Genomic DNA, 18434 nt, shown 5'->3' on the forward strand with positions numbered 1-18434 from the left:
CGGAAATAAAAAGCCACCGGATTTCCGATGGCTGTAGGTGATTAAAATTTTACAGTGTCATTGTATTTCGGATTGAAATTGGAAGGAGATAATTTCTCGAGTGTTTTCCCAAAATTATTAATGATCTGTGTAAGGTTGTCAAAATCTACAATGTGTACATCATCGCTTTCATGGTGATAATGTGTCGCTTTTGTCATGTCAACGGTTGAAAAAGAATGGGCAATGATCTTCTTCTTCACAAAACTTACGTTATCGGAGCGGTAAAAAAGCTGTTGGGCGGCGTACGGATCGGGATTGATCTTAAGGCCGTTGACTGCATTCTTATTAAAAAGCTCATCAAGATCTGAAAACTGGTCGCCGGTCATGAACAGTGCATTTTTCCCGAAAGCCGATTCTGTTGCCACCATTTCAAAATTAAACAGTGCCGTCATGTTATTGTAAATTTTATCAAGGTTTTTATCCGTTGAGATAGCTCTTGACCCCAGCATTCCTTTTTCCTCTCCGTTGAACGCCATAAATACCATTGAAAAATCCGGTTTCTTATTTTTGAAATAATCAGCGATTCCTACCAGGGTCGTGATTCCGCTTGCGTCGTCGTCGGCCCCATTGTAGATACTGTCTTTCGGGTTGTTGCTGGTCCCGATGTGATCAAAATGTCCTGAAAAGCCTAAGAATTTTTCGGTTTTTCCTTTTTTGATACCACAGACATTGTAGACTGTTTTTCCTCCATATTCAAAAGGGACAAGATAAGAATTGCCGGTGCAGTATTCCAGGTTGTTTTCTTTAAAAAGTTTGGCAATATAATTTGCGGCATTTTCATTTTCCTGGCTGCCGATTTCACGTCCTTTCATTTCATCGGAGGCCAGAGTAGAAAGTACGGTCTCAATTCTTCCTTTCTGAACTTCCTGTGCAAAAGTAAGAACGGAGAATATGGAAAAGACCGGGTAGGTAAGTTTTTTCATGTCATAAAATTTATACACAATCTGTCGCAGCTTACAGGGAAATGTTGCATTGAATGTTTTTTAATTTCCTCAATAACGTTTTAAAACAAAAAATATTTAGGCATAAAAATAAAAAACAGCTCCCAAATAGAAGCTGTTCTCACTCAAAAAATCGTTGTAAGGTTATCGAAGTCTGTCGACAGATTTTACGAGCCGCTCATCTTTTTTGATGTATATGTTTGCAATAAACAGACATACAATCGCAATCAATGGAAGTATTGGCTCAATACCCTTCTCAGGAAACTGAATTCCTCCGGATAAGTTTAGCAACCAGTACGTCAATACACCAACCAACAAAACGTTTATAATGATGCTGATGTTATTCAGCAAAATTTGTCTTTTTCTGTTTTTGTAGCTGAATACACTTAATAATCCCGTAAGAACGAGCACTACGCAGGCGGCATTCAGCAGAGGAAATTCTCCGAAAACGACGACATCCTGTCCCGCAATGAACAGAAAGACAGCGGCTAAAACTGCCAGAAAAGTCCATATGGTCTGTATTCTTTGTATCATTACAATTAAATTCCAGGCAAAAGTAACATAAATTTTGCACAATTCAAAAATAAGTGTAGATTTGCATTATACAAATGTACCTGAAAACAAAAGTCACCGGACTTACTTTTCTTACTCACAATTAATTACATTTTTTACATTAAATATGTTTAACATTGAAACGTTAAGGTCAAAATCCGTAACGGAGCTGACTAAAATCTTAAAGGATTTGGGCGTTAAAGTTGCAAGAAACAGCACTGAAAATGACAAAATCTTTGCAATTCTTGACTTTCAGGCTTCGAATCCCAAAGTGGCGAAAGAATATTTCAACACCACCGAAACCAGTATAAATGCTGAAGAAAAAGCCGAGGAAAAACCAGCCAAAGCACCTGTCAGAAAAGCGGCTCCGAAAAGAACGGCAGCTAAGCCTAAAACAGAAGCTAAAGCCCAGCAAAAACCAGAAGCTGAAGAAAAAATAGAAACAGAAGAAAAACCTTCTGAAGAACCTCAACCGGAGGAGACAAAAGCCGAACCGGCAGCCACAGCAGAAGAAAATTCAACATCTGCGGCAAAGAAAAAAAGAAAAAGGGTTCCGACAACAAATGCAGCAACTACAGAAGCTCAGCCGGAAACTCCCGAAATTAATAAAAACACAGAATCCCAGGAATCTTCTCCAGCAGAAGAAAGGCCAAATACCCCTCAGAATCAGGCCAGACCTCAAAGAGGACAACACAATAATCCGAACAGTAACGGAAATCAAAATAAAAACAATCACCAGAACCAGAACCAAAACCAGAATCAGAATAAGCAGCAACAGCAGCATTCTGAAAGAAACGAAGAGCATCACGAACAGAAAAAAGAGTTCAGCTTCGACGGAATGGTAAGTATTGAAGGGGTTCTGGAGATTTTACCGGATAATTACGGTTTCCTGCGTTCATCCGATTTCAGCTATATTTCTTCTCCAGATGACGTGTACGTTTCTACCGCTCAGATCAGAAATTTCAGCCTGAAAACAGGTGATACCGTAAAAGGTATTGTGCGGCTGCCTAAAGAAGGGGAGAAGTATTTTTCTCTGTTAAGGCCTACTGAAGTTAACGGACGTGATCTGGCATTCATTAAAGACCGTGTGGCTTTTGAATATTTAACACCGCTTTTCCCGCAGGAAAAATTTAATCTTGCAGGAAAGGGATCTACTATTTCCACAAGGGTAGTTGATCTTTTTGCGCCGATCGGGAAAGGGCAGAGAGCTATGATCGTCGCCCAGCCTAAAACGGGTAAAACCATGTTGCTGAAAGATATTGCCAATTCTATAGCGGCAAATCATCCTGAAGTTTATATGATGGTGCTTCTTATCGACGAACGTCCTGAAGAAGTTACCGATATGGAAAGAAGTGTAAATGCAGAAGTTATTGCTTCTACTTTTGATGAAGCGGCTGAAAAACACGTGAAAGTTGCCAATCTTGTTTTGGCAAAAGCTCAGAGAATGGTAGAGTGCGGGCATGATGTTGTGATTCTTTTAGATTCTATTACGAGACTCGCCAGAGCTTACAATACCGTAACTCCCGCATCAGGAAAAGTACTTTCAGGAGGGGTGGATGCCAATGCACTTCACAAACCGAAAAGATTCTTCGGAGCAGCGAGAAAAATTGAAGGCGGAGGTTCGCTAACGATAATTGCTACGGCATTAATCGATACAGGTTCTAAAATGGACGAGGTGATTTTTGAAGAATTTAAAGGAACGGGAAATATGGAGCTTCAGCTGGACAGAAAAATTGCCAACAGAAGAATTTATCCTGCTATTGATCTTGTTTCTTCAAGCACTCGTAGAGACGACTTGCTTCTTGACGAGGTGACTTCACAGAGAATGTGGATTCTGAGAAAGTATCTCTCTGAAATGAATCCTGTAGAAGCGATGGAATTTGTTGATAAAAACATCAAAGGAACTCTTAATAATGAAGAATTCCTGATGTCGATGAATAAATAATAATTAATTTATTTTGTTAAAAAAAAGCGCGGGCCAATCGGTTCGTGCTTTTGTTTTTTTTGATCGTTTTATATATCAAATTTTCTTCATCTCTTTTCCAACTTCCCGATACAGCAATTTAATTCATTCTAAATCAATATATCAATGTTAAAGATTTATTAAAGTAATCCATGTTTTTTGAATATGGTCTTATTTATGGTTAAATTTGGGTTAATAACATTAAAAAATAAAAATATGTCATTTGAATTACCAAAACTAGGATATGCGTACGATGCATTAGAGCCTACGATTGATGCTAAAACCATGGAAATTCACCATACAAAGCACCATCAGGCCTATATCGACAACCTGAATAATGCCATCAAAGGAACTGAGCTTGAAGGAAAAACCATCGAAGAGGTATGTCAGACAGGAACGGATAAACCGGCTGTAAGAAATAATGGAGGAGGACATTTTAATCATACTTTATTCTGGGAAATCCTTACTCCTGGAGGAAGTAAAGAGCCTGTAGGAAACGTGAAGTCTGCAATCGAAGCTTACGGAGGTTTTGAAAAATTCAAAACGGATTTTTCTGATGCCGCAAAAACAAGATTTGGTTCGGGCTGGGCCTGGCTGGTGAAAAATAGCGATGGTTCCGTAGCGGTAACCTCTACGCCAAATCAGGATAATCCTTTAATGCCCGTGGCGGATGTAAAAGGAACTCCTGTGTTAGGTCTTGATGTATGGGAACATGCTTATTACCTGAACTACCAGAACAGAAGACCTGATTATGTGGCTGCATTCTTTGATGTGGTAAACTGGGATAAGGTAGAGGAATTATTCAACAAATAATTCAAACTATTCATAAAAATGGAAAAGGTTCAGAATTGCTCTGAACCTTTTTTAATGACGTGTAGCGTCACTTCCTGAAAGCCCGTTCATCCTCAAACCATATTTCCAGTTTACATAGGCAAAAACCTGATACAGTTTATATTCAAATTTTAACCCGTATTTTTCTTTGGGATCATAGTCGATGGAAGATTCTATGACATTTCTATACTTTCCGGTGTTGTAATAGGAATTCCATTCTGAAACTAACAGAATGTTTCTGCTTTTCAAATACGATTCCGAATATTGGCTGATCGGTCTTGCGATGGTATTCAGAAAATAATCGAATTGAGTGTCAATGACTGTAAGGTCCCATTCACCGTCTTCGTTTTTTGAAGGCTTCATCTCTGATTTCTCTTTATCATTTTTAAGATCAGACTGCGCTGCACAGCTGAATGATAAAAAAAATGCGATGAGTAGTAATGTTAAGTTTTTCATACAGATAAAGATAGACAAAAGCACTCAAAATGAACACTTAATGTTATGGCTCTTTCTGAAGTATGACAAACGCCGGGAAATGATCACTGTAGCCGCCTGTAAACTGGTCGCCGTTCCACGATCTGAAAGGATAACCTTTGAAGTTTCCTTCTTTACTGATAAGATACAGCGGCGCAAAAATTTCTGTTTTGTACACAGAATATTCTTTGGTAACCTCACTTGATATCAAGTTTTTAGAAACAATAATCTGGTCGAATAAATTAGGAGCGTCCTGATAGGCTAAGGAAGCTATCCCTTTTTTATACATAGAATACATTAAATTGAGATAAGGCGTAGTTTCACTTAAATCTTGCGGACTTGGCTGAGCTTTAAGGTAATTTTTTAAGCTTGAACTTACCGGGTCATCATTGAAATCGCCCATTGCAAAAAGTTTTGTTGAAGGATCTGCTGTACTTACGCTGTCCATCTGCTGTTTAAGTAAAGCTGCAGCAGCATTCCTTTTTTGAAGAGATACTGCCTCACCGCCTCTTCTGGAAGGCCAGTGATTCATGAAGAATGCAACTTTTTCATTGTCAAGGAAACCTGTAACCACTAAAATATCCCGGGTATATTCCCTTTTCCCATTTTCACCGAAAATTTTAAGCTCTTTCTTAAGAGAATGGGTCGGGGTGAATCTCCTTTTCTGATAAATAAGTGCTACATCAATTCCCCTGTAATCGTAAGAGTTGTAATGAATAATACCGTAATCATACTTCTTTAGAGTCGGTTCTTTGATGAGGTCTTCAATAACCTGTCTGTTTTCTACCTCAATCAATCCTACGATGGCAGGTGCTGTTTGGGTGTATTGGGCGCCCATTTCGGAGATGACTTTTGCTTCGTTGGCAAGTTTCGTTTTATAAACTCTGGTGTTGTAATTTTTTGCGCTTTCCGGAGTGAATTCTTCAGAACCTGTTTGATACCGCACTGTTTTTTTACCAATCAATGCTGCGTCACTCCAGACACCATCGTATTTTTCTGCTTCTAAAAATGTAACGGAGTCCAGGGGAATGCTTCTGTGGAACGCAGGGTTTTTAATATCTTTCATCCCGTCGATATAATCTGCTGAACGTAGGGTGTCCCAAAGGTTTTCGAGATTTAAAAAACCGACGGTCACAACTTTTCTCAGTTTTCCCCGCTGTTGAGAAGAGATCGCAATTGAATATAGAATAGCAAATGCCATCAAAAATCGCCTCATTATTTTAGATTTTTCACTCATAATTGTTTAATCTTTAAACTTGCCAATTTGTAATTTAATTATTTTGAATTATTATTAAATTATAATAACATATATTAGTTTTATTCGTGTTTATTTGTTTTATTTGTTGTAAAATTAATAAAAAATATTTGCATTTTAGGATTATAATATAATTTTATATACATTTGTCATTCTAAACTTTTAAGCTTGAAAACACGAAGAAAAAATATTCAATAAATAAATTACTCATGATGAAAAAACTATCATTAGTCTCTTTATTTACTTTACTTCCAGCTTCCTATTATTTTGCGCAGACTACAGTTTCTGCATATATCAGAGATGATGACGGAAAGCCTGTTGAAAGGGCGGAAGTAGATCTTAAAGGGAATAACAATGATGTAACGGCGGACAAAACAGGATATTTCCAGTTTGCAGATCTGATGCCGGGGCATTATCAAATTGTAATCACCAAACCGAATTACGAGACAAAAGTGATGGAGTTCGATGTGATGGACAATGAAAAGAAAAAAGATCTGGGAATTATTACGCTGTATTCCACGCTCACCAATGCCGATCAGGGTTTAGTAATAATTGAAACCGACGGTGATGATGAAACCAGCCATCAGATCTCTACAGTTGGCTTGCTTCAGACTTCACAGGATGTCTTTAACCGGATCTCTGCGTTTGATCTGGGATTCTATTGGTTCCGGCCAAGAGGCATTGATGGAAGAACTTCCGAAAACATACTGAATGGAGTCTCTATGGTAAAAGCAGACAATGGAATCGTTGATTTTTCCAATTGGGGAGGGCTCAACGAAATTGTTAGGTATCCCGAAATTTTTACCAATCATTCTCCTTCCGAATATGCGTTCGGCGGCTCCGGTGGAGTTGTTTATAAAAATACAAAAGCCAGCGAATATAGGAAGGGTTTTCAGGCTGCATATTCTGTTACCAACAGAAATTATCGTCAAAGAATATCTTTACGGTATACTTCGGGGATGAATAAAAAAGGCTGGGCATTTACCGGGATGATCGCCAAAAGATGGGCTGAAGAAGGAATCCAGGAGGGAACGTTTTATGACGCATACGGAACTTACCTGGGAATTGAAAAGAAAATCAATGACCGTCATACGATTACTTTTAACGCTTTTGCATCACCTTACAGAAGATCAGTCTCCAGTCCGAATACGCAGGAAATATATGACTACAGAGGAGTGCATTACAATTCTTACTGGGGCTGGCAAAATGGAGAGAAAAGAAGCGAAAGGGTAAAGAAAGGCTTTCAGCCGATTCTCCAGTTGCAGGATTTCCTGAAAATCAATGATAAGTCAAATTTATGGACCTCCGTTTCGTACCAATTTGGAAAAGATAAAAGTTCCAGGCTCGATTGGCAGACAGTGCAAAATCCCTCTCCGACCTACTATAAAAAGTTACCAGGTTATTACCTTAACAGTATAATTTACGGACAGTACCATAACAATACACCCTCTGCTGACTACGAAAAATTATTCGAAGGATATATGGCAGCCCATGAAAACTGGATAAACAATAACCAGGAAGTGACCCAGATCAACTGGAACTCGTTCTATGCAGCAAACCAGGTAAATGATGTCGTTGACCAGGCAGAAATATCAGTAAGGTTCGGACTTACGGGAAGAAGAGCAAAATATTTTTTAGTCAATGATGTCAGTGATGATAAAATATTAAATGCCGCAACACATTATACTTACAATTTTAGTGACAGAACAAAATTTTTATTAAACGTTTCCTATCAGAATTTTAAATCGGAATATTACAGAGAGGTTAATGATCTTCTGGGTGCTGATTATGCGTTGAATGTTGATCCATACGCGGATTCCAACAAAGCAGGATCTTCAGGTTTTTACAACATGAATGATGCACAACTGGCGAAACATGTGGGAGATAAAATTACTTACGATTATATTCTTAGAAGAAAGGATGTAAAAATAAATCCCGGGCTGAAATTTTCTACAGGATTATTCGATGTGTTTTTCAGTGGCCTTTTAGGCTATTCTGTAACAAGCAGAGAAGGTTTATTTAAAAACTATCTTTATCAGAATAACTCTTCCGGAGAAAGTGAGGATTATAAATATTTGAATTACGGCATAAAAGGACAGATGATTTACAGGCTCAATGGAAGAAATTTTTTTGTCTATAACGGAGCTTACTTTTCTCAGGCTCCTTTCGCAGAAGATATCTTTATTAATCCCAGAGTAAACAATTATACAGTTCCGAATATTCAAAATGCGATTATCAGTGCCCATGATATTAGCTATGTAATCTCTGCACCTTTTGTGAAAATGAGAGCAACGGGATATATGGTGAGTACGCAAAACGATACCAGTGTTCAGCGGTTCTTCGCTGATGGATTGGCACTTAACGTTTCCGAAGCCGAAACAGAAAATAAAACAGCCAGCGCATTCGTTACCCAGACGATGTCTAATGTAAACAAAAGAAGTATGGGCGCTGAACTAGGGATAGATGTTAAAGTCTTTCCGACCCTTTCACTACAAGGCGTTGCAAGCTGGGGAGAATACAAATATACCAACAATCCGAATGTCTATATTTCTTCAGATGTAATGGCAGCTCCTTATGCCAGCTTGGGAACCGCGTACATAAAGGATTTCAAAGTTGGAGGAACCGCGCAAAAGGCTTTCTCTGCAGGATTCAGGTACAGTTCACCAAAATATTGGTGGATAGGCGCCAGCTGGAATTATCTTGATGATAACAATCTCGATCCTTCGGCGATCCTCAGGACAGACGAATTTATTCAAAACAACAACAGCAGTACCCCTTTTGTAAATCTGGATGATCCGAAAATAGAACGATATATGCAGCAGGTAAAGCTTCCTTCATCATTCTTCATCAATGCAAATGTTGGAAAGTCCTGGCTTGTACGCAAATACTATGTTCTGATTTCCGGATCAGTGAATAATATACTGGATAACAGAAAATATATTACCGGCGGTTTCGAGCAAATCAGAAGTGCTAACGGCAATGTAGATTTTGAAAACGACTACAACAGCAGATATCCCAATTTTGCACCAAAATACTGGTATACACAGGGACGGTCTTATTTTGTAAACTTTCAGGTAAGATTTTAAAAGAGTAATCACCAAGAATATAAACAAATGAGTATAAAAAAAATTTTAAAAATAAGCTTAGGCATAACTGTTTTGGCAACGGTAACACTTTCCTGTATCCATGATGATAAATGGGAAGCTTCTGAAATGGTATGTAATAATAAATTTAATGCGCCCACGATGACGATGGCAGACTTTGTAGCATTGTCTCCGGCTTCCGGGGTATACACTGTTCCTGCACAGGACGCAACGCATCCTGAAGTAATTTTTGACGGATATGTCATTTCTTCTGATTCCAACGGAAATTTCTATAAAACACTTGTTTTCCAGGATAAGCCGCAGAACCCGACGGTTGGGTTGGTGGTCGGGATCAATAAATCCCTGAACTATGCCGATTTTCCTGTCGGATCGCACATCAGAATCCGCGCAAACGGAATGGTAATCGGGAAATCAAACGATGTCATCACTTTAGGCGTGAAAGATCCTGATTATGCCATCGGGAGAATTCCTGAATCGATCATCAGCAGATACATCGCAGGTGTTTGTGATGGAACCGGTCTTGAAATGGCAAATATTGTTCCTCAGGAGCTCACTTTGGCTCAGATCAAAAATCCTAAATACATAAACACTTTAGCGATCGTTAAAAACGTACAATTTGTAAAAAGCGAGATCGGTTTACCTCTCATGAATAAAGATGCATCAGGAACTTTCGTAGACACCAACAGAACTTTGGTTGATGCAGCAGGAAATACAGGGAACTTAAGAACAGACGGTTTCTTTAAGCCTACCTCTTATACGATTCCCGATAAAAATGGTGATATCACTTTTGTGGTGAGTAAATACGGAACGGGGGCATCACCTTACCAGAATGTCATAAGAGGGATCAGCGATATTAATTTTACCAGGGCCCGTTTCGCAGAAGGGATTATCGGAGGTACTGCCATTGCTTATTCAGGATCATTTACAGAAAATTTTGACAGCTATCCTGCCAATAGTTCTTCACCCTATTTTAATAATTTTCCTAAGTATTTAAACTACGCTTCTACCGGATCAAGATACTGGGAAGTAAGATCATTCAGTAGTAATAAATACATTCAGCTGTCGGGAAACGGAGGTGCTTCAGGTACTGCCTACAATACATACTTCATGATTCCGGTAGATTTTACCGCTGCCGGTTCGCTGTCATTCAAAATAAATGTGGGATATTATAACGGAGCCGCCCTTAAAGTGTACACCACAACAAATTATACTCCGGGAGCAGATATCTCTTCTGCTGCACTTAACGAGATCACATCCAATTTTACACTTCCGACCGTTCCTGCAAGTGGTTATGGAACTTTCGTTTCTTCCGGTACGTACAGTTTTCCAAATGATCTTACGGGTAACGGATTTATTATATTTAAATATCAGGGAAACAGTTCGGGAACTACGACCACTATTCAGCTGGATGATATTACGGTTCAATAATAAATTTTATGGTTAAATCTCTGAAGCTGTCTGAAAGGCAGCTTTTTTAGTGACTGTTAAAATAAAAACCACCGCATCTGCAGTGGCTGTTATTCATTTAAATTAAAAAGAAACTTCATTTACTTCTTTTCCCCGCTGGAAATTCATTGTTCGTTGTTTTCCTTTGTACGCAATATTAACGAGGTTAATCTGTTTTGGAAAAGCGCTCAGAAGTATTGTATTTTTAATCTTTAAGGTACTGATATCCGAAACGCTTCCCGTCTCAAAATAGACCCATACTGTTTCTCCGCTTACCTGACTTCCTGTGAAAGTGATCGTTCTTGGAGAGCCATTGATATACACATCAAAATTGTTATTTACATATTTTTTTACTTCTGCTTCAAAAGCTGCCGTATTAGGGTTTATTTTAATAGCGTCGGAAATATGATTGGTATTCATTTTTGTGGTAAACTTCAATGTCTTACTGCCTTCGATATAATCCACTTTAGTCATTGAAGAGAAAAAGTCTACATACACGAAACTCATTAACACAAAAAATGTTAATAGTCCTGATATATAAAAATAATTTTTCATCTTAAATAATATATTTACAATCATGATTGTTTATTAAAGTTGACAAATTATATGCCAATTAAAAGTTCACATTTACAGAATACTTGTCATAAAATGCCTTAATATGCGCTACTGCCTCATCAGCCGTATCTACCACACGGTAAAGATCCAGATCTTCTTCGTGAATCATTCCTTCTCTAAGCAAAGTTTCTTTAAACCAGTCCAGCAGTCCGCTCCAGAATTCCGTGCCAACTAAAACAATCGGGAATTTTCCTATTTTATTGGTCTGAATTAATGTCAAGGCTTCCGTAAGCTCATCCAGCGTTCCGAAACCGCCCGGCATCACAATGAATCCCTGAGAATATTTCACGAACATCACTTTTCGTACAAAGAAATAGTCGAAGTTCATGGAGTATGATTTATTAATGTAAGGATTGAAGTGCTGTTCAAAAGGGAGATCAATATTCAGACCGATAGACTTGCCCTGCGCATTGAAAGCGCCTTTGTTTCCTGCCTCCATAATTCCTGGGCCGCCACCGGTAATGATCCCGAAACCGATTTTCGTAATCTTTTCAGCAATATCAACAGCCATTTCATAATATTTGCTCTCCGGTTTCAGTCTGGCAGATCCGAAAATAGAAACACACGGACCTATTTTGGCAAGCTTTTCATAGCCGTCCACAAATTCCGCCATCACTTTAAAAACCATCCAGCTGTCTTTGGTGACGGTTTCGTCCCAGGTCTTTTGTCGAAGACTATTCTGGAGCTTTGTCTCATTAATATCCAGTTCAGGATTTACCAAACTTTCATCTCTGGTCCCTTCAATTCCCATTGTAAATCATTTAAAATATTTTTCGGCTTCTGCTATAGACTGTGGTTTTCCCACATCAATAAGAATACTGTCATGCACAAATCCGTGGATCTGTTCCGTCTGCATCAGGTCAAGGTATTCTTCCATAACGGAGAATTTGCCTTTTCTTTTTATTTTCTCAAAAATAAGAGGATTGATACAGTGAATGCCACTGAAAGCTAAAGCTTTAAATCCTTTATTGAATTCAGCGAGCCTCTGCTCGCCGGTCTGCACATTAAGCCAGCCTCTTAAAATCATCTCATCGTTGAAAAGCAGTTTTCTTGAACTTTCCCTGTCCGAAACGGCTAATGTAGCAAAATCTTTTATCTTTTTATGGTATTCTACAAATTCTGTGACGTTCATATCGGTCAGAATATCGGCGTTCATGATCAGAAAATCTTCACCATGATCGAGAAGTTTTCTAGCAAAAATTAAGCCGCCACCCGTTTCCAGCAGTTCATTCGTCTCGTCTGATATTTCTATCTTACAGCCGAAATAGTCGTTTTGCTTTAAAAAATCAACGATTTGATTTCCAAAATGATGAATGTTGATGACAAAGTCACTGATCCCGAAACCTTTTAAATAGTTAATGTTTCTTTCCAAAAGCGGAATGCCATTCACTTTGGCCAAAGCCTTCGGATGATGATCGGTAAATGGTTTCAGGCGCGTTCCTTTTCCGGCTGCAAAAATTAAAGCTTTCATAGTCTATAATTGATAAGTGATGAATGATGATTGATAATTGTCAAAGCGTTTAATAATCATTTATAAATTATCGCTTATCATTTATGAATTAAGCTGGTGCTGTTCGTCGTGGTGAAGGCTGAGTTCTACCTGGTCACCATATTTTTCTTCAATGAAGTGCGCTATTTTTATGGCAGAATATACCGACCGGTGCTGTCCGCCCGTACATCCGAAATTGATCTGAAGGTTTTCAAAGCCACGTTCCAGGTAATTATCAATATTTATCGAGATCAGGCTTTTAACGAGCTCAAGAAATCTGGGCATTTCCGTTTTGGTTTCAAGATATTCCTGAACGCCTTTATCATTTCCGGTCTGGATTTTATATTCTTCAATTCTTCCGGGATTAAGAATTCCGCGGCAGTCGAAGGTGAAACCTCCGCCGTTTCCGGTCGTATCTTTAGGAATTCCTCCTTTTTTGTACGAAAAACTGTGTATGTCGATGTGTAGCATTTCTTTTTAATTTATTTTATTTAAACCATTAACTTCTTTGCAAAATCTTAATGGTTCAAAATATCCTCAATTTTCAATTTTGTATTCTCTCTATTCAATTGTTCAATCACGGTTTTGAGCTCAGGATAGTCTTTCATTCCTTCCCAGGTTTGGGCAAATTCTGCAATATTGATGATCCCTTTTTCGAGGCTGGCAATGAAATGGGACTTTCTCTGGATCAGGCCTCTGAATCCGTATGCGCCCAGCACCTGAAGAAACCGCATCATTTGCAGAGGTTCCACCGAGGATCTTAGTTGAGCCTTTTTCTCTTCATCATCAAACAGGCTGATGTAATATTCCAGCATTTCATCTTTAAAATCTTGTGTGAAATTGGCTTTAGCCTGAAATAAAAAAGAGATCACATCATACATCAAAGGGCCTTCCATCGCCGACTGATAATCGATAAATGAGACCTTATTTTGTCCGTTTACCATAATATTCCTGGCCTGAAAATCGCGGATCATGAGACCTTTCGGCTCCAGGTTTTCAATTTGTGCCGCAATCTTTTTAAATTCTTTCAGCAAAGTGGCCTTGTGGTATTCCAGTTCGAGAACGTCAGCAATGAAGTTTTTAAAGTAATACAGGTCATGAATCACGGGAAGCTCATCATAACGCTCGTATTCAAAGGTTTTTTTATAATCGATCTTGCTGAGGGTAAGCCTCTGGAGTCGGTAAAGCTTCTCTAACGTCTGTTGTACCAGCTTTTTCACATTTTCCGAAAGACCTTCCCGGGAAATAATATCAGACAGCGTGTGTTCGCCCAGGAATTCCTGAACATACATCTTGCGGTCTTCCGAAATATGATAGATTTTTGGGGTGTTGAGGTGCGCTTCTGAGAAAATCCGGGAGTAGTATAAAAAAACTTCATTTTCCCTGATGTTTTCATTGCAGGTAACGATGTATTTTTCGTCGCCCGCGGCGGCCAGGAAATTCACCCTCGCAGAACCGCTTTGAGCCAGTGTGATAAACTCAGAAGATTTTTTTCCTGTAGTGTTTTCAAAAAATCGTTTAGCGTTTTCAAGATTCATATACGAAACAAATATAGTAAATTACAGCCTAATTTCTATCTTTGTATCATGTTAAAGGATTTTAAACCGGCACTGAACATTTTGTTTCGCTTCATCACGGTGTATGTGGTGTTGCTTTTTGCCTATCAGTTTTATTTGAATTATTTTGCACAGCTAGGGTTAGATCCGTTTTCCTGTTCTGTGGCGGAGCAGGTAAAGTTCCTCCAGAACCATACAGGCTATCCAACGCAGCTGTATAATGATGTTAAAGGAGAGCAGGTGTATTTTTATGTGAACAATCATTATCCTTCGAGAATGGTAGAAGGATGTAATGCGGTTTCAATCATGATCCTTTTTGTGTCTTTTGTCTTTGCCTTTTATAAAGGAAGGAAGACATTTGCCTTTGTCGCCGCCGGACTTATAATATTGCACATGATGAATGTTCTGCGGATTGTGGGATTGAATATTGTGCTCACCGATTACAGGCAGTATGGGAAAATGGTTCACGACTATATTTTTCCGGCTGTTATTTATGGTACTGTCGTGCTTCTGTGGCTGGTATGGATTAAATTTTTTGCTTTAAAATATGAAGATCATTAATTGGCTTTTTGTTTTCGCCGGGATAGCCGGACTGATCGCTGTAAGGGCATTGGAAGAAAAGATCTTTTATGATCCTTTTCTCGCTTATTTCCATGAAGCCGATAAGAACATTCCTTTCCCTCATTTCGAATGGGGACCTGTGATCGTGAGCTATCTTTTCCGTTTCGGGCTGAATCTTTTTTTCGCATGTGTGATTCTCTTTTTCTGGTTTAAAAATAAAAAATGGGCTATTCACGGCGCCGTGATGATCGGTATCGTCTTCGTCATTACTTTCCCGATCTATTTATACTGTATTTATACTCGATTTGAGACGGGATACCTGTTTTCGTTTTATATGAGAAGGTTTGTCATACAGCCATTGATCCTTTTACTCATTATCCCGATGTTTTATTACCGGCGGTATACTTCTGAGAATGATATTTAGATGTTTAAAACCTGTTCGTATACGTTTAACATATATAATCATATGTCTTAAACGTATAATGATTCTTATAAGACGTAGACAAATATACTTAAAGCGTAGATCTATATATTTAAGACGTATTTTTATATGTATAATACGTCGCCGGATACATGTAAGATGTATGGCGAGCGGTACTCAACGTTAACAGACCTGTCTTTAACCTTAATCTTTAAAATAAAATACATTTTATGATGAACAGAACCTATCTTCGTAAAAGCAGTAACCCTCACCCTCACATAGGGCAATTGGTAAAAAAGGTGATACAGGATAAAAAGCTCAGTCAGGCCGAGGTCGCAAGACGGATGTCCGTGAGTCCTAATTCCCTGACCAATTATCTCAGGCAGCCTTCGCTCCAGTTCGGGATCCTCTGGAATCTCGGGATCGCTCTGGAATACGATTTTCTTACCAAGCTTACCGATTATTATCCGCCCGGATTGCTTTTAAACAAAAATTCCAAGGTGATTGCAGAACTGGATGAAAAAACAAAGCAGATTGCCGACCTCCAAAAAGAAATCGGCATCTATAAAAGGGCTCTGGGGGTTAAAGAATAAAACCCCTCAAGGGAATTCAATTATATAAATTATTCTTCCGCAGTATGCTTGTCGACACAGGTTACATTTTCCGGTGTCCAGGTTACTCTTTTTACAAAGTCTCTCTCGCGGACCGGGCAGTCGGCGATCTGGCAGATAGAGCAGGAGATGGGCTTGCAGTCGTCCATATGAAAATTGAACTCTACACTTCTCTTGGTGTTTCGGGCGAGAAGAATGATCATCTTTTCCATTTCGTTATGGGCGTCCCGAAGGCTGTAATACCAGGGAAGGGTAATGTGGGCATCAATATGGAGATTGGCGCCAAACTGCTGGATCTTCATGTTGTGTACATCGATCCATTCGGTGCGGCGGTTGTTTTCCAGTACTTTAATGATCTGGTTCAGGAGATCGGGGTCCTGTTCATCCATAATGCCGCTTAATGATTTTCTGATGATCTTATACCCGATAATGATGATATAGAATCCGAAGAAAAGCGCCACCACGGAATCCAGCCAGTAGATTTTGGTAAAATAAACGATGATTAAACTGATGACAACCCCCAGGGTGGTAATGGTATCCGACTGAAGGTGTTTCCCTGAAGAAATCAGGACGTGTGAATTCTCATGCTTCCCTTTTTTAATGGAAATATAGCCTAAGAGATAATTGACAATGGCTGTGGCTGCAATAATGGCAATCCCCCAGTCGAGCTTCTGTAATATCTTGCCTGTTATAAGGCTGTTGATGCCTTCGTAGATGATCATAACACCGGCAATGGCGATCAGGGCACCTTCTATTCCGGAAGTGACGAACTCTACTTTTCCATGCCCGTACGGATGGTCTTCATCTTTCGGCTTAGCGGCAAGGTAGAGTGAATACAGCCCCATAAAAGCACTGATGACATTCACGATACTCTCCATGGCATCTGAAAATACGGCATCTGAACCGGTAAGCTTCCAGGCGATGATCTTCCCGATAAAGAGTATCACTCCAAAAACGGCAATAAGCTTCTGGAAGGCTAATTTATCTTTCGTATTATTTTTCTGAACGTTCATAGGTTTGATAAAAAAAAGAATCTCAATTCTGAGACTCTTTTGTATTTTGTTAGCTTATACTAAGTTGTTGGCTGCAAGATATTCTGCGATCTGCACTGCGTTGGTGGCGGCTCCCTTTCGCAGGTTGTCTGCCACAATCCAGAGATTCAGGGTCTTGGGCTGCGAGAGGTCCCGCCGTATTCTTCCGACGAAAACTTCGTCTTTACCTTCGGAATAGAGCGGCATCGGGTATTCGTTGTTTTTTACATTATCCATAACAACAACGCCCGGAGTTTCGGATAAGATTTTTCTTACTTCATCCAGATCGAATTCGTTTTCAAACTCGATATTCACACTTTCCGAATGGCCTCCCTGAACCGGCACTCTTACCGCTGTTGCCGTAAGGTTGAACGTGTCGTCCCCTAAAATTTTCTTAGGTTCTTTCATCAGTTTAATCTCTTCTTTGGTGTAATCGTAGTCTGCAAAAACATCGCAGTGAGGAAGAGCATTCTTAAAGATCTGGTATGGGTATACTTTGGCAATGGTCTCATCACCGCTGATCTCAGAGTTCAGCTGATCTACGGCCGCTTTACCGGTACCGGTTACCGACTGATAGGTAGAAACGATTACTCTTTTCAGGTCATATTTTTTATTTAAAGGTCCTAAAACCATGACCAGCTGGATGGTAGAGCAGTTCGGGTTGGCAATGATCTTGTCTTCTTTTGTCAGTACCTCGGCATTGATTTCCGGAACGACAAGCTTTTTATCGGGATCCATTCTCCATGCGGAGGAATTGTCGATCACGGTAGTACCGGCTTCTGCAAACAGGGGCGCAAACTCCAGTGAGGTGGCTCCTCCGGCTGAGAAGATGGCGATATCAGGTTTGGCAGCTATAGCGTCTTTCATGCTTATGATGGTAAATTCTTCCTGTTTATACTTCACCTTCTTACCAACAGATTTTTCGGATGCTACCGGGATTAATTCTGTGACAGGGAAGTTTCTCTCCTCGAGAACTTTAAGCATAACTTGTCCAACCATTCCTGTTGAACCTACTACAGCTACTTTCATTGATTTAATTAAAAATTGTTTATGTTAATATATTTATGCCCCGAAGACTCTGGCCCACGGGAACGCGAATGCAAATAAACCTACGGCGATCAGTCCCATGATCACTACTCCCAGAGAGAGCGTAGGGTTGGTTTTTACTTTTTTGTTTACAACGGTCATTAAAATAGCCGCGATCAGCATAGAAAACGGATGTTCTACATATTGGAAACGAAGATCTGCATTTTTCATTATTTCACCCATATTCAGGCCTTTTGTAAAGTTGATGATCAGCATGGTGATTCCCAACAGGAACTGTACATGGAAAAAGATCATCGTGAAAAGTGTTGTTTTTTTGAGGAAATTATTCACTTTTCCACTGTAACCGAACATGGTTGCTAAAAGAGCAATAACGAATAATGTTACTAAAAGGATTTCCAGATATCCGAATCCTTTGTGTGCATTAAGCAAAATGTTGTAAAAGTCCATAGTCTATTTTTTCTTTTTTCTAATGGCAAAGATAACAAAAATCCCGGCGAA

19 protein-coding genes are annotated in these 18434 nt (G+C 39.3%); 7 read left to right on the forward strand and 12 right to left on the reverse strand.

Going from position 1 to position 18434, the window contains the following annotated elements:
• Positions 1 to 41: 41 nt before the first annotated feature.
• Together AC0N32_RS02970 and AC0N32_RS02975 are read right to left on the reverse strand one after the other, a co-directional pair.
• Complete coding sequence (locus AC0N32_RS02970; RefSeq protein WP_476392382.1) at positions 42 to 962, reverse strand: M28 family metallopeptidase; 921 nt, start codon at positions 960 to 962, stop codon at positions 42 to 44.
• A 162-nt stretch (positions 963 to 1124) separates the two neighbouring features.
• Entirely contained in the window at positions 1125 to 1514 is a 390-nt protein-coding gene (locus AC0N32_RS02975; protein ID WP_476392383.1) for a DUF4293 family protein, read from the reverse strand.
• 145 nt (positions 1515 to 1659) lie between these two features.
• Between AC0N32_RS02975 and rho the strand changes: the two genes are divergently transcribed.
• Both rho and AC0N32_RS02985 read left to right on the forward strand, forming a co-directional pair.
• On the forward strand, positions 1660 to 3477 hold the full coding sequence (rho, locus tag AC0N32_RS02980; RefSeq protein ID WP_476392384.1) for a transcription termination factor Rho: 1818 nt from the start codon (positions 1660 to 1662) through the stop codon (positions 3475 to 3477).
• Positions 3478 to 3711: 234 nt separating this feature from the next.
• Entirely contained in the window at positions 3712 to 4308 is a 597-nt protein-coding gene (locus AC0N32_RS02985; protein ID WP_476392385.1) for a superoxide dismutase, read from the forward strand.
• Positions 4309 to 4359: 51 nt separating this feature from the next.
• Here AC0N32_RS02985 and AC0N32_RS02990 read toward each other — a convergent pair whose 3' ends face one another.
• Entirely contained in the window at positions 4360 to 4782 is a 423-nt protein-coding gene (locus tag AC0N32_RS02990) for a DUF6146 family protein (RefSeq protein WP_476392386.1), read from the reverse strand.
• A 43-nt stretch (positions 4783 to 4825) separates the two neighbouring features.
• The gene (locus AC0N32_RS02995; RefSeq protein WP_476392387.1) at positions 4826 to 6016 is read right to left on the reverse strand and encodes an endonuclease/exonuclease/phosphatase family protein; all 1191 of its coding nucleotides are present in this window, start codon (positions 6014 to 6016) and stop codon (positions 4826 to 4828) included.
• Positions 6017 to 6264: 248 nt separating this feature from the next.
• Between AC0N32_RS02995 and AC0N32_RS03000 the strand changes: the two genes are divergently transcribed.
• Both AC0N32_RS03000 and AC0N32_RS03005 read left to right on the forward strand, forming a co-directional pair.
• Positions 6265 to 9141 carry a carboxypeptidase regulatory-like domain-containing protein gene (locus AC0N32_RS03000; RefSeq protein ID WP_476392388.1) on the forward strand — a complete coding sequence of 959 codons (2877 nt, stop codon included), beginning with the start codon at positions 6265 to 6267 and terminating at the stop codon, positions 9139 to 9141.
• Positions 9142 to 9168: 27 nt separating this feature from the next.
• Positions 9169 to 10587, forward strand: a complete 1419-nt coding sequence (locus AC0N32_RS03005; RefSeq protein ID WP_476392389.1) for a M949_1556 family lipoprotein — start codon at positions 9169 to 9171, stop codon at positions 10585 to 10587.
• Positions 10588 to 10689: 102 nt separating this feature from the next.
• Here the strand turns inward: AC0N32_RS03005 and AC0N32_RS03010 are convergent, their stop codons facing one another.
• From AC0N32_RS03010 to AC0N32_RS03030, 5 genes are all read right to left on the reverse strand, one after another.
• Complete coding sequence (locus AC0N32_RS03010; RefSeq protein ID WP_476392390.1) at positions 10690 to 11160, reverse strand: DUF6702 family protein; 471 nt, start codon at positions 11158 to 11160, stop codon at positions 10690 to 10692.
• Positions 11161 to 11218: 58 nt separating this feature from the next.
• Positions 11219 to 11971, reverse strand: a complete 753-nt coding sequence (locus AC0N32_RS03015) for an LOG family protein (protein ID WP_476392391.1) — start codon at positions 11969 to 11971, stop codon at positions 11219 to 11221.
• 6 nt (positions 11972 to 11977) lie between these two features.
• Positions 11978 to 12691, reverse strand: coding sequence for a nucleotidyltransferase family protein (locus tag AC0N32_RS03020; protein WP_476392392.1), 714 nt, complete (start codon positions 12689 to 12691; stop codon positions 11978 to 11980).
• A gap of 81 nt (positions 12692 to 12772) precedes the next feature.
• The gene (locus tag AC0N32_RS03025; protein ID WP_476392393.1) at positions 12773 to 13180 is read right to left on the reverse strand and encodes a RapZ C-terminal domain-containing protein; all 408 of its coding nucleotides are present in this window, start codon (positions 13178 to 13180) and stop codon (positions 12773 to 12775) included.
• Positions 13181 to 13227: 47 nt separating this feature from the next.
• A complete protein-coding gene (locus tag AC0N32_RS03030; protein WP_476392394.1) occupies positions 13228 to 14247 on the reverse strand; it encodes an aminoglycoside phosphotransferase family protein in 1020 nt (339 codons plus the stop codon).
• Positions 14248 to 14295: 48 nt separating this feature from the next.
• Here AC0N32_RS03030 and xrtF point away from each other — a divergent pair, with 48 nt between their 5' ends.
• From xrtF to AC0N32_RS03045, 3 genes are all read left to right on the forward strand, one after another.
• Positions 14296 to 14826, forward strand: coding sequence for an exosortase family protein XrtF (gene xrtF / locus AC0N32_RS03035; RefSeq protein WP_476392395.1), 531 nt, complete (start codon positions 14296 to 14298; stop codon positions 14824 to 14826).
• Positions 14813 to 15250 (forward strand): exosortase F system-associated membrane protein, encoded by a 438-nt coding sequence (locus AC0N32_RS03040; RefSeq protein WP_476392396.1) that lies wholly within the window; start codon positions 14813 to 14815, stop codon positions 15248 to 15250. Before xrtF ends, AC0N32_RS03040 begins: the two co-directional genes overlap by 14 nt.
• Positions 15251 to 15477: 227 nt before the next feature.
• Positions 15478 to 15840: a helix-turn-helix domain-containing protein gene (locus tag AC0N32_RS03045; RefSeq protein ID WP_476392397.1), complete on the forward strand. Its 363-nt coding sequence runs from the start codon at positions 15478 to 15480 to the stop codon at positions 15838 to 15840.
• 29 nt (positions 15841 to 15869) lie between these two features.
• On the opposite strand, the gene AC0N32_RS03050 is transcribed toward AC0N32_RS03045, so the two are convergent.
• The 3 genes from AC0N32_RS03050 to AC0N32_RS03060 are packed head-to-tail and all read right to left on the reverse strand — an operon-like array spanning position 15870 to position 18383.
• The gene (locus AC0N32_RS03050) at positions 15870 to 16871 is read right to left on the reverse strand and encodes a cation diffusion facilitator family transporter (protein ID WP_476392398.1); all 1002 of its coding nucleotides are present in this window, start codon (positions 16869 to 16871) and stop codon (positions 15870 to 15872) included.
• A gap of 54 nt (positions 16872 to 16925) precedes the next feature.
• Positions 16926 to 17918, reverse strand: coding sequence for an aspartate-semialdehyde dehydrogenase (locus AC0N32_RS03055; protein WP_476392399.1), 993 nt, complete (start codon positions 17916 to 17918; stop codon positions 16926 to 16928).
• A gap of 33 nt (positions 17919 to 17951) precedes the next feature.
• Complete coding sequence (locus AC0N32_RS03060; RefSeq protein ID WP_476392400.1) at positions 17952 to 18383, reverse strand: hypothetical protein; 432 nt, start codon at positions 18381 to 18383, stop codon at positions 17952 to 17954.
• Positions 18384 to 18434 lie beyond the last annotated feature (51 nt).

The organism is Chryseobacterium endophyticum (genome assembly GCF_056333165.1).